This is a genomic window from Candidatus Zixiibacteriota bacterium (genome assembly GCA_040752595.1).
Taxonomy (GTDB): Bacteria; Zixibacteria; MSB-5A5; order WJJR01; family WJJR01; genus JACQFV01.
Genome location: JBFMGX010000011.1, coordinates 22,633 through 36,590, shown reverse-complemented (window position 1 = coordinate 36,590; position 13,958 = coordinate 22,633). Strand labels below are relative to the sequence as shown.

Below are 13,958 nucleotides of genomic sequence, written 5' to 3'. Positions count from 1 at the left end.
ACTATTCAATCCTCCATTACATCCACAGCGTCCGGTCCAGGTTGCGGTATTGGATCGCTTCGGCGATGTGCTGCGAATGAATGTCCATCGTCCCGTCGAGATCGGCGATTGTCCGGGACACTTTCAGGATACGATCATACGCCCGCGCCGACAAGCCGAGTTTGGTGATCGCGCGGCGCAGCAGATCGAGCGACTCGTTGTCGATGGGGCAGTAGGTGCGCAGGTGTTTCGATTCCATGTGCGCGTTGCAGTACATCCCCTTCTCGTGGGCGAAACGATCCAACTGCCGTTGGCGCGCCTTGTTGACCCGGGCGCGGATCGTCTCCGAGGGTTCGCCTGCTTCTTCCGATGACAACTCTTTGAATTTCACCGCGGGGACCTCGATGTGGATGTCGATACGATCGAGAAGCGGCCCGGAGATCTTCGACATATACTTGGTGATCTGCTGCGGCGTGCAGTGGCAATCGTGTTGCGGCGAGCCGAAAAAACCGCAGGGGCAGGGATTCATTGCCCCGATCAACATGAAACGGGCCGGGAACGTCAATGTCTGCGCGGCGCGGGCGATGGTGACATGGCCATCCTCCATCGGTTGACGCAGCACTTCGAGGACGTCCTTGTTGAATTCCGGCATTTCATCGAGGAAGAGTACGCCATGGTGCGCCAGTGAGACCTCGCCCGGGCGCGGCGTGGTGCCGCCGCCGACCAGACCGGCATTGGAGATCGTGTGGTGCGGCGAGCGATACGGGCGTGTGGCGATCATCGCCGCCCCCGACGGGAGTGATCCGGCGACGGAGTGGATCTTCGTGGTTTCCAGCGCCTCGTCCAGGGTCATGTTCGGCAGGATCGTAGGGAAGCGTCGCGCCAGCATCGTCTTTCCCGATCCGGGCGGACCGACCATGATCACGTTGTGTCCACCGGCGGCGGCGACCTCGAGGGCGCGTTTGCTCAACTGCTGGCCTTTGACATCGGTGAAATCGACGGGATAAACCAAGGCGCGATTGAAGATTTCCTGAACATCTATCGTGTGCGGCTTGACCGTATCGCCGTTTTCGAGGAAGGCGACGGTCTGTATCAGCGACTCGACCGGATAGACATTCAGCCCGCTGGGGATCGCCGCCTCATCGGCGTTGGCAACGGGGACGAGGATTCCCTTCTTCTTCTCCGCCAAGGCGCGCATCGCCATCGGCAACACGCCGGGGACCGGACGCAAAGCACCATCCAACGACAGCTCACCGATCAGGACATAGTCGGAGAAATCCTCGCGCAGGACTTGTCCGGTGGCGGCGAGAATTCCGACCGCCATCGGCAGGTCGAAGGCCGAGCCCTCCTTCTTCACATCCGCCGGGGCGAGATTGATCGTGACCTTCTTGCTGGGGAACAGGTAATCGGAGTTCTTGATCGCCGAGGCGACCCGTTCTTTCGCTTCGCGCACTGCGCCATCGGGGAGGCCGACGGTCACGAACGCGGGCAACGCCGGGGTGATGTCGGCCTCGACCTCGACCAGGTAAGCGTCGATTCCCAGCACCGCCGATGAGATCACTTTGGCCAGCATGCTCGCCCCGGATTCGCGCGTGTTCGGCCCGGTACAGGCCCGCGTCACAACCACCTGCAATGGACTAAGCTAAACGTCGGGATCGCTGGATTCAATCACTTTCCGGCCCCTTCGGCCCGACAGGACAGCCCGCGTCGTATCGGTCCGCCGCTGCTGTGATAAGGGGGAAACAGCAGATCCCTCGCTTCATCCCGTGCTCCAAGGCACGGGACTCGCCCGGGATGACAGTTGAGTGGAGGGGTAGTCCTGTACCTGATCGAAGCCCCCCCTGTCATCCCGAGTGGAGCGACGCCCATGTGGCGGCGCGCAACGAGGGATCTGCTGTCCATGGGCCGCGGAAGGCCTGACAAGTCTGGCTTGCTTCCGCCGAGAATTCCGGGAATACGCAGGAGGCAGGGCGGTATATTCCCTTGGTTTGTTCGTTTACTCAGGCGGACTTCCGGTACGACGTGGGAGGTGCGGATGTGGTCTGAGGGCTACAGGAATGGACACAGTCCTCGTGGGCTGGTTCTGGCGATCTTCGCGGGGGCGCTGGCGGTGCTGGTGTTGTGTCCGCGTGCGTCGGGCGGGCCGACGACGGGGATTCCCGACCGGCTCCGATTGCGTGACACGCTCCTCTCTCAACATGAAATGAGCGCTGCGGCAATCAGAAGATCACGCTACCATGACTGCGGGGACTTGCGGGTTGCCATTTGGAACTATGGAGTTGTGGGGGAGTGGTGGATCACTCGGGACGCCCCACTATATTGGCTCATTTTCCCGTTCAAACCCTCTTACACTCCTGCCTTTCGCGGCGAGCCCATCTCCGGCAACTACTACTTGAACGGCCTTGCCTCCCTCTTTGGATGTGTCCGCGGCTACGACACATTGGTCAGCGAAACCTCAGACGAGTTCCTCTCCTACGAGCCGGTTCGCGCTCGAAGTGCCGATCCCTTGTCCTCAGAATACGCATCGGGCGCCAAGGCGAAGCAGGAATACTACGTGGTGTGCTCCGATACTCTGTGGAATGTGTACGATGAAGTCGAACCTCAGAGGTACCGAGCGATCGGTCTCGAAGTCCACCAATCCTCCTATTCTTGGGACGCGTCCTACAGTCGGCGCTTCGTCATCGTCGATGCTTGGTTCGTCAACATCTCCGGCGGCCCCATCGAGCAGGGCACTGTGGGGATCGAGGTGAATCCACACATCATGAAGGGCCGTTGGAACTGGGATGAGGTTCCATTGGACGATCCCGATGACATCTGTGGCTTCATACAATCCCTCCCGGGTGTTGTTGCGCGTATACCTGACACAATGAACCTGGCTTGGGCCGCCAGCAACGACGGTGATCCGAACAAGAGTACTGGGCGGTTCGACATCTTGAGCACAACCGGGGTTCTCGGTATCCGGCCCCTTCGCACTCCGCCCGGTACATGCATTAGCTTCAACCGGTGGGGATCGGTTGGGAGTACCTCTCCCTGGGTATGGTGGAGCTGGGGTCCGTCCCGTCAGAAGACTCCGCCGGAATCGTTCGCTGATCCGTGGGGCGGGGGACCTGTCGGCGACCGCAATCGATACAAGCGCATGACCAACGGGGAGATTGACTATGACTCGCCCTACTCGGCCATCGACTACTCGGCGGACGGTTGGTATCCGCCACCCCAAGACGAGAGCTTGCGGGTCTGGAATGCACGTGGGGCCGACGTCATGTTCCTGCTCTCCTGCGGCCCATTACCCCCAATTGCCCCCGGCGATTCGGTGTCGTTCACGTATGCGATTGTCATGGGGGCCGACTTCCATACCGACCCGCGCAACTTCGCCGATAACTTCCGCCCCGAGAATCCGGCGCCGTATCTCAGTCGGCTCGATTTCACCGATCTGATTTCCAACGCCCGCTGGGCCGAGTGGATCTTCGATAATCCCGGCGTCGACACCGACAGCGACGGATACAAAGGGCCGTTCCACGTCGTCTGCGCCGGGGACGGCAGCGGCTGCGACACGATCTACTACCGCGGCGACGGCATCCCCGACTTCCGCGGGCCACAACCGCCGGTCGGACCATCGTGCGAGTTGACCACCCGACCCCACGAGATCATTGTCCGCTGGAACGGGGCCACGACCGAGTATGCCCGCGATCCCCTCTCCCGCAAGACCGACTGGGAGGGATTTCGAGTGTACACCTCCTACACCACCGAGCCGGATGACTTCACATTGCTCGCCAGTTGGGACAGAAAAGACTTCAAGCGCTTCTCGTACCGTCCCCAGTTCAACGATTGGAAACAGAGCTCCGACCCGTTGACGGTCGCCGAGTGGCAGGCGGCTCTGCTCGTTCCATATTTTGATCCCATGCAGCATCCGCTGCCGTCGTTCGAGACCGCCTACCGCGACAGCGCCGTGGACACGATCCGCAACGTGCAACAGGAGATCGTCGACATCGTCCGCCATGAGCGGATTTCGTACTTCCTTCCCGAGGATGCGAACAATCTAAACACCTATGTCTCCGGCGGACGCACGGAAACGAACCTGATCCAACGCGTGGCGGAGCGCGATACGGTCGTTAATGGGAAGACGTGCACCTATGGAGTCTACGAGCTTGTGCTCGACAATCTCCTCGACTCCAAACCGCTCTATTTCTCGGTGACGACATTCGACTGGGGCGACTATGCCCGGTCGGTGGAACCGATGGAGTCCGCGATCGCGGCCCAGGCGGCCTTCGGGTTCCCGTTGTATTCCGCCGACGTCGTCGTCGACTCGGGCTTGAAGGTCTCGGTCTATCCCAATCCGTACAAGATCCGGTTCAAGGACGCGTACGGCGACTGGACCAACTATGTCGAGCAGGGGTACGAGAGACCGGGGAAGGGGACCGAGGAAGAACGCAACCGCCGCATCTGGTTCATCAATCTCCCCGACACCGCCGAGATCAACATCTACTCGTTGGACGGTGACCTGATCCGCAAGATTCTCCATCCCGATCCGTTTTTGACCACCTATTCCTCGGTGGTCGGCTGGGACCTGATTTCCCGCAACACGCAGGCGGTGACCTCGGGGATCTACATCTGGCGGGTCGATTCAAGGTTGGGGAAACAAGTCGGCAAGCTGGTGATCATCAAGTAGGGGCACGGCGTGCCGTGCCCGCATCCGCGATCCAAGATCGCGGGCACACGCATTCGCACGTAGGGCGGGCTCTGCCCGCCCGCAAGGGGCTGAAGCCCCTTGTCCTCGGTTGTTGCGTCGAATGACGGAAGCCGCGATCAGAGATCGCGGGCACACATCTCACGTCGCATCCGTAGGGGCACGGCGTGTCGGAGATCACGAGCGGAGTCGAGGGGCCGTGCCCGCCTGCAAGGGGCTGAAAGCCCCTTGTCCTCGGTGGGTGACCAAGTTGCAGCCCTAGAGGGGCGTTAGATCATAGCCCACGGCGTCAGCCGTGGGACGATGGTCCGCGACCATCGCAGTCCCGAGGGGCGAAAGAACATTGCCCATGGCGTGAACCATGGGAAAGGAATCCCACCCTTCGGGTGGGGCTCCAAAGCACATCAAAACGGGATCGGTGGGGACGCAATTGCTGTTGACCGATCTGGCGGCGTCGGGTTAATACCGAACGTGCTCCGTTTCCCCCGCCATAGCAAACTGCCGGTTCTGTTCTCTGCATTGTTTTGGGCATCGGCATCCGTGGTTGCGCATTCCGCCGATGACGCTTCGTCATCGAGCCCGACATCGTGGTTCCATGGCGAACGGACGGTGGAGTTGATCGCGATTGGAATCGTCGTGCTGGCCATTGCCGGGGCGCAGTGGTGGAGTAAACGACGCCGACTCCGCTTTCGCCGTCTGGCGCCGATGGAGGCGATCGACGATGCGGTCGGGCGCGCCACCGAGACGGGGACACCGGTCGTCTACATCACCGGCTGGGGGGGCGACATGGGGCGGCCGACGACCATGGCATCGATGGCGATTCTCTCCCACGTGGCGACGTACACCGCCGAATACAACAGCCGCCTCCTGGTACCATCGCATGACCCGATCGTCGCCTCGGTGGCGGAGGACACGATCCATCAGGCGGCCACGCTGGCGGGACGTCCGGAGTGGATCCAATCCAGCGAGGTCACCTTCGTGACGCAAAGCCAGTTCGGATATGCGGCGGCGGTCGATGGGCTCTTTGCGCGCGAGCGACCGGGCGCGGTCTTCCTCATCGGTTCGTTCGAGGGCGAGGCACTGATCCTCGCCGAAGGCGCCCAGCAGTGCGGGGCGGTGACGATCGCCGGTTCCGATTCGACGATTCAACTCGCCTTTTTCCTCGTGGCCTGCGACTACACGTTGATCGGGGAAGAATTGTTTGCGGCCCCCGGCCTGATTTCCGGTGATCCCAAGGTGTCGGCCGCCGTGCTGGCGCAGGATTGGCTCAAGTATGCGGTGCTGGCAGTCCTCTTGTTCGGGGCCGTCGGACTATTGGCGTTCCATGCCGACTTGAGCGCGTTGCTGTCTCGATAGTCACTTCCCGACTACCTCATGGGCACCCTGCGCGACAAGGCGGCCATCGCGACGGCCTCGGCGGCGGGAGTGTTCATGGCCGCGCAGTACTTTCTCGGCGCGCCGGCGGCGCAGTCTGTCTATCGTGTGCTCCTCGGGTGGATGCAGGTGGTGTTTGCGTGCGCGCTCGTGGCGGGCATCCTCGCCGTGATGCGCAGCCACATCATCACCATGTCACGCCGGCCCCGGGAACGATTCTATTCCCTCACGCTACTGGGGGCGATCGTCCTGACGGCCGTGGCGGGATTCTCAGGCGGGATCGACCGCGGTTCACTCTTCTTGTGGTTATTTGATCATGCCCAGGCACCGATGCAAGCGACCGTCTTCTCACTACTGGCGTTCTATATCACGTCGGCGGCATATCGCGGCTTTCGTGCCCGGACGGGGGAATCGACGCTGCTGATCCTGGCGGCGCTGATCGTGACGCTCGGGCGTGTGCCATTGGGCGAATACATCTCGCCGCATCTTCCCACGGCGGCACAATGGTTGGTGGACGTTCCCGGGCTGGCCGCCAAACGCGGCATTTTGATCGGCATCGGACTGGGAATGGCAACGACCGCGCTCAAGGTGATCGCCGGCGTCGAGCGCACGTACCTGGGGGGGCGCTGACATGCTCGGACGGCGTCTCCTCTTCGCGATTCTGGCGCTGGCCGTCATCGGCGTGCTCCTGGCACGTCTCCATTGGACGCAGAGAGTCTCACCCGAGACGAGGCAAGCGTTCGAGTTGATCGAATCGCTGGACTCCAGCGCCGTCGTGATGGTCTCATTCGATCACGAGGCCGCCAGTCTGCCGGAGGTGGGGCCGCTGGGCGAGGCGATCATCCGGCACTGTTTCCGACGCGGCGTCCGCATCATCGGGCTGGCGCTCTTCCCCGAGGGAACGGCCGCCGGATACGAGCTGCTTGCACGCGGCGCGGGCGCGTGCCATGCGCACGAGGGGAGCGACTGGCTGTATCTGGGGTATCGCCCGCAGTACACGGCCGCGATCCTCGGCATGGGCGAAGAGATTCGGGATGTGTTCTCTGCCGACTATGCCGGACGACCGCTCGATGCCACGCCACTGGGGCAGCGCATACACAACTACCGCGATGTGGCTCTGATCGTGTCGGTCGCGGACGGCTCGATGGCGACATACTGGGTCGAGTACGCCGGCGTGCGCTACCACGCCCGGATTCTGGCGGCGCTGTCCGCGGTCATGGTGACGTCGTACATCCCCTACTTGGAAGCAGGACAACTGGCAGGTCTTGTCGCCGGGTTCCGGGGGGCAGCCGAGTACGAACAGTTGCTGTCGCAACCGGGGGCGGGATCGCGCGGCATGGCCGCACAGACAGTCGCTCATGGGTTGATCGTGCTTTTGGTCATCGTCGGCAACCTGGAGGCATGGCGCGCACGACGCCGGAGAACCACGGAGGCGACGCATTGAGCTGGGAGACGACGCTCACCGCCCTGCTGACGCTGGCGATCTACACGTTTCTGGTCGGCGACAATCCCATCTACCGGTTCGCCGAGCGTCTCCTGGTGGGGCTGAGTCTGGGGTATTCGTTGGTGATCACCGTCCGGTCGGTGCTGATCCCACAGGCGGTCGCGCCGCTGGCGCGTGGCGATGCGACGGCGCTGGTACCGATCTTGTTGGGCGGCGCGATGTTCCTGCGCTTCTGGTCGCCTGCACGCCCCTGGTCGCGCATTCCGCTGGCGCTGGTCATCGGCGCCGGCGCCGGCGCCGCAATCCCGGCCATGCTGCAAGCCCGCGTCCTGGCGCAGATGGGCGCGACCATATCCGGCAGCACGACACTCGACGGCCTCGTGATTATGATTGGCGTGCTGGCCACGCTCACGTATTTCATTTTCTCGCGGGAGCATGCCGGTCTGACAGGGCATGTGACGCGGATCGGCCGCTACTTCATGATGATCTTCTTCGGCGCGACATTCGCGTACACGATCATGTCGCGGATGGCACTCTTGATCGGCCGCGTCGAGTTCCTGCTGGGGGACTGGTTAAAGTGGTTGTGAATCCGGACCAGGCGCCGAGTCGAAGATGATCTGCCCACGGTGCCGCAGCCAGATGGTCGAGCAGAAGCGGGTCTATCACCGCCAGCGCAAGTGGATTTGCCCGGACTGTCAGCGCGTGCGTTTCCAGAGGATCGTGCCGCGAAAACGGCAGACAAAGGCGAAGAAATGACCGGCACGGGCGGGACGATACGCGTCGGAACAAGCGGCTACTCCTTCCCCGACTGGGTCGGCACCTTCTACCCGGAGGACATTGCCAAGGGGAAGATGCTGGATCACTACGTTCAGCACTTCGACACTGTGGAAATCAACTCGACGTACTACCGCACGCCCCACCCGGCGGTGATGCGCAACATCGAACGCAAGACCCCGCCGGGCTTCGAGTTCATCGTCAAGACGCCGCAGACGTTCACGCACGAGCGGAAAGGAATTGCAGAGGCGATTCCTCCGTTTCTGGACGCCATCGCCCCGTTGGCCGAATCCGGCAAACTGGCGGGACTGTTGGCGCAATTCCCGTGGTCGTTCCGATACAATGATGCCAACCTCGACTACATCATTGGCCATGCGCCCCTGTTCGACGGGACGCCTCTCTTCGTTGAGTACCGCCACGACAGTTGGCTGGCACTGCCCGTCAAGGAGGCTCTCGCACGCGCCGGAATCGGCTATTGCAACGTCGATCAACCGCGCCTCCCGCATCTGCTCCCGCCCGAGTCGGCCGCGACCACCGATGTGGGATATGTGCGGATGCATGGGCGCAATGCGGCCCATTGGTGGGGGGGCGGCCCGCTGCGCTATGACTACGCTTACTCCGATCCGGAGCTGTCCGAGTGGGTGGGACGGTTAGACCAGCTCCGTCACCAAGTGGGAAAGGTCTTCGTGTTCTTCAACAATTGCCACCTCGGCCAGGCCGTGCGCGACGCGCGACGGCTCAAGGACATGCTCGCGGGCACGGCCCCTCGACTCCGCTCGTGATCTCCGACACGCCGTGCCCCTATGGATGCGACATGAGATGTGTGCCCGCGATCTTTGATCGCGGCTTCCGTCATTCGACGCAACAACCGAGGACAAGGGGCTTCAGCCCCTTGCGGGCGGGCAGAGCCCGCCCTACGTGCGAATGCGTGTGCCCGCGATCTTTGATCGCGGATGCGGGCACGGCACGCCGTGCCCTTACTTGATGATCACCAACTTGCCGATCTGTCGGCCCAAACGCGAATCGACGCGCCAGATGTAGATACCGGATACCACCGCCTGCGTGTTGCGCGAGATCAGGTCCCAGCCGACGATCGACGGATAGGTCGTCAGGAACGGATCGGGATGCAGAATCTTGCGCACCAGATCACCATCGAGAGTATAGATGTTGATCTCCGCGGTGTCCGGTAGATTGATGAACCAGATGCGCCGGTCGCGCTCGTCCATCACCGGCTTGCCGGGGGCCTCATATCCCTCACGATAGTAACTGGTCCAGTCACCGAAGGCATCCTTGAACTGGATCTTGTATGGATTCGGGTAGACCGACACCTGCAAGGCCGAGTCAATGACGACGTCGGAGGAGTACAGCAGGTGGCAGTATTGGCTGTTGGTGTGGGGGGACCCTTCCAACGTGGTCACATTGCGGACATAGTCGCCATAGTCATAGGCGGTGATGGCGAAGTAGAGCGGAATGGCGGCGTTCAGATTGTCGAGCGTCATTTCGTAGACGCCGTAGGTGAGCGTGTCGGCATCGATGATCGTGTCCTGCTCGCCGACCTTCTGGATCAGATTGTCCTCCCAACGGTCGGCGCCCCAGTAGCGGTTCCCCCGGTTGGCGTTCTCCGGGATCCAATACGAGTAGCGCAGCCGTGGGACGATCTCGATGATGGTCCCGTGCACGTCGACCACGGTGTCGATGATCGTGTCGCGGTAGGCGGTTTCGAAGGAGGGATGGGCATAGTTCGCGGGATCGAACGCCGGATCGTTCATGACAGCGCGCCATTGGTCGACGGTCAGCGGATAGGAGACTTGTTTCCAGTCGTTGGTCTTGGACTGATAGGCCCATCGGGTGAAGTCGTCCGGTTTATCCCAACTGGCGATCAGTTCATACTTGTCGTCGACATCGAAGCGGGAGGAGTAGACCCGGTATCCTTCCCAGTCGCGCTTGCGCGACAGTTGATCCCGGCTGGTCTCTGGAATCGCCCCATTCCAGCGGAGGGTGATCTTGTGCGGCGCGGTGCTGAACTCAAACGGCGGCGAGGGCGGCGCCTGCGGCCCGGCCCAATCGGGGACGCCGTCCCCTTTGTACCAGACTGTGTCACAGATGGTCCCGGTGGGATTGCAGTTGGTGAGATGATACTTCCCCCGATATCCATCGTTGTCGGTGTCGACACCGGGAGTGTCATAGAACCAGTCGGCGGTCTGTGCAATGGTGATGAGGTCCGAAAGATCAAGATTGTTCAGGTAGGCCTCAGGATCGACAGGCGACGCGTTTCGCAGGAAGTTATCTGGGAGTGTATGGAAATCACTTCCAACTGTGAGGGCGTACACGAACTCAACGGAATCGGCCGGGAGGATATCTTCGAACGGGCCAAAGGAAGTCAACAGGCTGATCTCATTGCCCAAAGCTATGGCACGAGCCATGGCTGCATCAGGAGGAGGGCTCCATCCCTGATCGGTGAAGTCGAGAGCAACATATGCTTGATCGTAGTCGATCTCGCCGTTGCTCATCATATGGTAGCGTCCCCGATCTCCCACAGGCCGCCCCAAGGAACCGGCAAAGCCGAAGCGATTACTATGCTGCCGTGGACCCCAAGAGTGCTCGGATGATTCTGTCCACCAATTGAAACTCACCAAAGATTCCGCTGGGGCACGGAGAATGCACACACCCAATACACCAGTCGGAGCATATCGCAAGAAAGACCCATTCCGCGGGTCGCCATCATTGTCTGCCCCCCACATGACATTGACTGTGTCTGTGGTTCCCGGCAGCGATCCGGGGACCACGTGCAGAAAACCCGTGATTGTCTCGAGGGATGAGTTGGGGAAGTCGTAGTTTACGACCCAAGGGAGCACGTACAGGCCAACACATGGCTGCCGTATTTGGTCTGAAGAGGTATTGAGTATCCAGTCCTGGACAATTATGAATCGGGCTCCATAGCCGCTCGTCCAAGCGTAACTGGTTTGGTGCACTTCAATTCCTAGGGGTATGTGGTTGCGGTTCTCCAATTCATCGAGCCCGCCCCGCGTCATCATCGCGGCGGTGTCCGAATATGAAGCAAAGCACTGTTGGTCGCCGGCGGCCATCGGACCATGACAGGGGGAACCAAGGGGCGAGGTTGACACGCAAATGGAATCGAAGCTCAGAAACTGGTTGCTGCGTGCGGTTCCCAGGGCCCCGCTCACGAGCGTGTCTGCGCCCTTGATGCCTCCAATCATTATGCCCGCGTGATGCAGGTAGTTGGTCTTTGTTCCTCCGTGGAATTCGAATGACGGGACCCAAGATATCCGCAGCGCGTCCATTTCCTGGCGGGGACGTATCTCGGTCGGGTAACCAATCCCCCCGCCGCTGCGCGTATGCGGGCTACTACCAATGACCCCATCGTTGGCTAGATAGAGCCAGACTTGACCGGCATAGAGGATTCTGGCATCCTCGACCGGGGTGGAGGCGTTTACCCCGACGGGCACCGGCAGAGTAAACGCAACCGTCGTCAAGACAACGAGTTGACGCGATGGTCGCGGCCGCGACGTGAGCACGGGCCTGCTCCTTATCATCCGGCTTTTTGAAGCCCCAACGGGCGATTTCCCTTGACAAGTAACATGAGGGGGGGGTACGCTGTCAACACGAATCACGCCTTTGTTGGAGTAGAGAAGGGTGAACTCCCTGAGATCTCCGCGGTTCATAAGGGCGACGCTGGCAACGGCGCTTGCAGTCGCGGCCACTGGACTCGCAGGATGGTGGTTTGGGTCCTTGTACGGCCGGAGTGTGGGCGTGCGCCAAGGGCACGCGGATCGAGAGAAATCACAGACTCTGCTGAAGGAGAGAATTCGCGGAATCAACATGGGTTCGCCGTTTCCTGACATTCCAGTGTGGTCGACGGACGACTCCACGGCGCAGCCGGTCACGGAGTGTATTCCGGGAGGTGGCGTGCTCTTGTTTGTATCACCCAGCTGCGATGAGTGCGCAGATGCTGTCGAGTCGGTATTCAAGACGTTCGCGTCCTTGGGGTCGGATGCTCGTGACGTTATCATTATCACTGACCGCGGCGGTCCGGTTGCCCACGCGTTCTTGCGCGACATTCACAGCCGTGGCGTCGTGTTGCCCGTATGGTATGACAATACCATGGCGCTGCGTCAGCAATTCGGAGTTGCGACTCGGACGGCATACTTCACGCTGGATTCGCACTCAGTCGTACTTGAGCTCGGCACGTGGAGTGACGATGACCGCGAGATTGACCATATTCTACGACGACCATAACCTGGCAGGGGCAAGAAGAAAGGGGGTGAAGAATCATGAAGAGAAAGACGCTGGCTCTGGCATTGCTGGCGATCTTTGCATTCACCTTCGCGTTCTCCGCTGCTGCCGCGCTCAAGGCCGAAGCTGCAGTGTGCGATGGGTGTAGCAAGTGCAAGGATCTGTCAACAGGTTGGTGGTACAACGATGGAAAGAAGGTGGGCGCGGATTGCTGGGAACACGTTTGCATCATTCCCGAGTGCGACGAATTCCCATAAGATCGACAATGGCGCACGTTCAGTATTGTTGTGTCTCTTGCCCGATACTGCCAGAAGACGAGCCGGGCTCAGGGATGGGCCCGGCTCGGTTGCTTTTCGGGATCGTGTGCAAAGAGAGGGGACGAAATCGAAGGTGGAGCACAGCCGATAATTTCAGTTGCGGGGCATTGCCGCGGCCGCTAACATTGGCTGGGGGCGTTCCCTGGGGGGCGATTCCCATCCGTTGGGGCAATGGGCACACGTCGTTGGTACAAGACGCTGTTACGGGCTGGTCTCGCGACCGTGTTCCTGTTGGGGCTGGCGCGGGTCTTGGAACCGTCGGTGACGGCGGAGTGGCATGAACGCAGCATCGAGCGCGAGCTGCCCCGGCAGTGGACCGAGCGAATCCCCGCCGCGACGACCGGTAAGAACCGGGCTCCCAAAGTCCGTTGCGCCGCAGCGATGGTCGTGGACAATACGGCGGGCGAGATCATCTACGCCCTGCACGCGCGCCAGACCCGCCCCATCGCTTCCCTGACCAAGCTCTTGACCGCGCTGGTGTTGCTCGAAAGCGGCGTTGACCTCAACCGCGAGACAGAGATTACCAAGGAAGATGCCGACGGCTCATCGCGGTCACGACTGCGTCCGGGCGAACGCTACACCTTGAATGATCTGCTGCATGCGGCGCTGATGGTCTCCGACAATCGCGCCGCACGCGCCCTGTCGCGATCGGCGGATATGCCCCAGGCGCGGTTTATCGCCCGGATGAACGACAAGGCCCGCGCCCTCGGCATGAAGGCGACGCATGTCGTGGAACCGACCGGCCTGTCGACGGACAACGTCTCGACGGCGTACGACTGCGCCATCCTCGTCAATGCCGCCCTCCAGAACGACCTCATCGCGACGATCAGCGCCTCGCGGGAATACACGATCGCGCCCCGCAACAAACGCCGGATCAGTCATCTGTCGAACACCAACCGACTCCTGTACTCCGATCTGCGTTTTGTCGGCGCCAAGACGGGATACATCGTCTCGGCCGGGTACTGCATCGGGGCACGCGCCCTGTCGCCGGACGGCGACGATGTCACCGCGGTTGTGCTGGGAGCGCGTTCATCCGGGCAACGTTTCCGCTCACTGGCCAATGCCCTGCGCTGGGCCTTCAACCTGACGCCCGCCGCATCGAAGCAGTGATAACAGAACCCGTGAGTCCGCG

Annotated in this window: 11 protein-coding genes; 9 read left to right on the top strand and 2 right to left on the bottom strand. The window is 61.4% G+C overall.

The window, feature by feature from the left end; all coding sequences use genetic code 11:
* Nucleotides 1-16 precede the first annotated feature (16 nt).
* Complete coding sequence (locus AB1792_04295) at nt 17-1,600, bottom strand: YifB family Mg chelatase-like AAA ATPase (protein MEW5701431.1); 1,584 nt, start codon at nt 1,598-1,600, stop codon at nt 17-19.
* 414 nt (nt 1,601-2,014) lie between these two features.
* Between AB1792_04295 and AB1792_04290 the strand changes: the two genes are divergently transcribed.
* From AB1792_04290 to AB1792_04260, 7 genes are all read left to right on the top strand, one after another.
* Complete coding sequence (locus tag AB1792_04290; protein MEW5701430.1) at nt 2,015-4,645, top strand: hypothetical protein; 2,631 nt, start codon at nt 2,015-2,017, stop codon at nt 4,643-4,645.
* Nucleotides 4,646-5,203: 558 nt separating this feature from the next.
* Complete coding sequence (locus AB1792_04285; protein MEW5701429.1) at nt 5,204-6,019, top strand: DUF6754 domain-containing protein; 816 nt, start codon at nt 5,204-5,206, stop codon at nt 6,017-6,019.
* An 18-nt stretch (nt 6,020-6,037) separates the two neighbouring features.
* Nucleotides 6,038-6,667 carry a hypothetical protein gene (locus AB1792_04280; protein ID MEW5701428.1) on the top strand — a complete coding sequence of 210 codons (630 nt, stop codon included), beginning with the start codon at nt 6,038-6,040 and terminating at the stop codon, nt 6,665-6,667.
* Nucleotide 6,668: 1 nt separating this feature from the next.
* Nucleotides 6,669-7,481 carry a hypothetical protein gene (locus AB1792_04275; GenBank protein ID MEW5701427.1) on the top strand — a complete coding sequence of 271 codons (813 nt, stop codon included), beginning with the start codon at nt 6,669-6,671 and terminating at the stop codon, nt 7,479-7,481.
* Nucleotides 7,439-8,068: a hypothetical protein gene (locus tag AB1792_04270; GenBank protein MEW5701426.1), complete on the top strand. Its 630-nt coding sequence runs from the start codon at nt 7,439-7,441 to the stop codon at nt 8,066-8,068. Before AB1792_04275 ends, AB1792_04270 begins: the two co-directional genes overlap by 43 nt.
* 25 nt (nt 8,069-8,093) lie before the next feature.
* Nucleotides 8,094-8,237, top strand: a complete 144-nt coding sequence (locus AB1792_04265; protein ID MEW5701425.1) for a hypothetical protein — start codon at nt 8,094-8,096, stop codon at nt 8,235-8,237.
* Complete coding sequence (locus AB1792_04260; GenBank protein MEW5701424.1) at nt 8,234-9,037, top strand: DUF72 domain-containing protein; 804 nt, start codon at nt 8,234-8,236, stop codon at nt 9,035-9,037. The genes AB1792_04265 and AB1792_04260 overlap by 4 nt, the downstream gene beginning before the upstream one ends.
* A gap of 195 nt (nt 9,038-9,232) precedes the next feature.
* On the opposite strand, the gene AB1792_04255 is transcribed toward AB1792_04260, so the two are convergent.
* Nucleotides 9,233-10,768 (bottom strand): hypothetical protein, encoded by a 1,536-nt coding sequence (locus tag AB1792_04255; GenBank protein ID MEW5701423.1) that lies wholly within the window; start codon nt 10,766-10,768, stop codon nt 9,233-9,235.
* Between the two features lie 1,779 nt (nt 10,769-12,547).
* Here AB1792_04255 and AB1792_04250 point away from each other — a divergent pair.
* Together AB1792_04250 and AB1792_04245 are read left to right on the top strand one after the other, a co-directional pair.
* Nucleotides 12,548-12,766 carry a hypothetical protein gene (locus AB1792_04250; protein ID MEW5701422.1) on the top strand — a complete coding sequence of 73 codons (219 nt, stop codon included), beginning with the start codon at nt 12,548-12,550 and terminating at the stop codon, nt 12,764-12,766.
* A 231-nt stretch (nt 12,767-12,997) separates the two neighbouring features.
* Nucleotides 12,998-13,936 (top strand): serine hydrolase, encoded by a 939-nt coding sequence (locus tag AB1792_04245; protein ID MEW5701421.1) that lies wholly within the window; start codon nt 12,998-13,000, stop codon nt 13,934-13,936.
* The last annotated feature ends 22 nt before the right edge of the window (nt 13,937-13,958 follow it).

Bases quoted from the DNA above. Each gene is read 5' to 3' on its own strand.
- AB1792_04290 (MEW5701430.1), top strand. From the start codon at position 2,015: ATGTGGTCTGAGGGCTACAGGAATGGACACAGTCCTCGTGGGCTGGTT.
- AB1792_04280 (MEW5701428.1), top strand. From the start codon at position 6,038: ATGGGCACCCTGCGCGACAAGGCGGCCATCGCGACGGCCTCGGCGGCG.
- AB1792_04275 (MEW5701427.1), top strand. From the start codon at position 6,669: ATGCTCGGACGGCGTCTCCTCTTCGCGATTCTGGCGCTGGCCGTCATC.
- AB1792_04270 (MEW5701426.1), top strand. From the start codon at position 7,439: ATGGCGCGCACGACGCCGGAGAACCACGGAGGCGACGCATTGAGCTGG.
- AB1792_04265 (MEW5701425.1), top strand. From the start codon at position 8,094: ATGATCTGCCCACGGTGCCGCAGCCAGATGGTCGAGCAGAAGCGGGTC.
- AB1792_04260 (MEW5701424.1), top strand. From the start codon at position 8,234: ATGACCGGCACGGGCGGGACGATACGCGTCGGAACAAGCGGCTACTCC.
- AB1792_04255 (MEW5701423.1), bottom strand. From the start codon at position 10,768: ATGATGAGCAACGGCGAGATCGACTACGATCAAGCATATGTTGCTCTC.
- AB1792_04250 (MEW5701422.1), top strand. From the start codon at position 12,548: ATGAAGAGAAAGACGCTGGCTCTGGCATTGCTGGCGATCTTTGCATTC.
- AB1792_04245 (MEW5701421.1), top strand. From the start codon at position 12,998: ATGGGCACACGTCGTTGGTACAAGACGCTGTTACGGGCTGGTCTCGCG.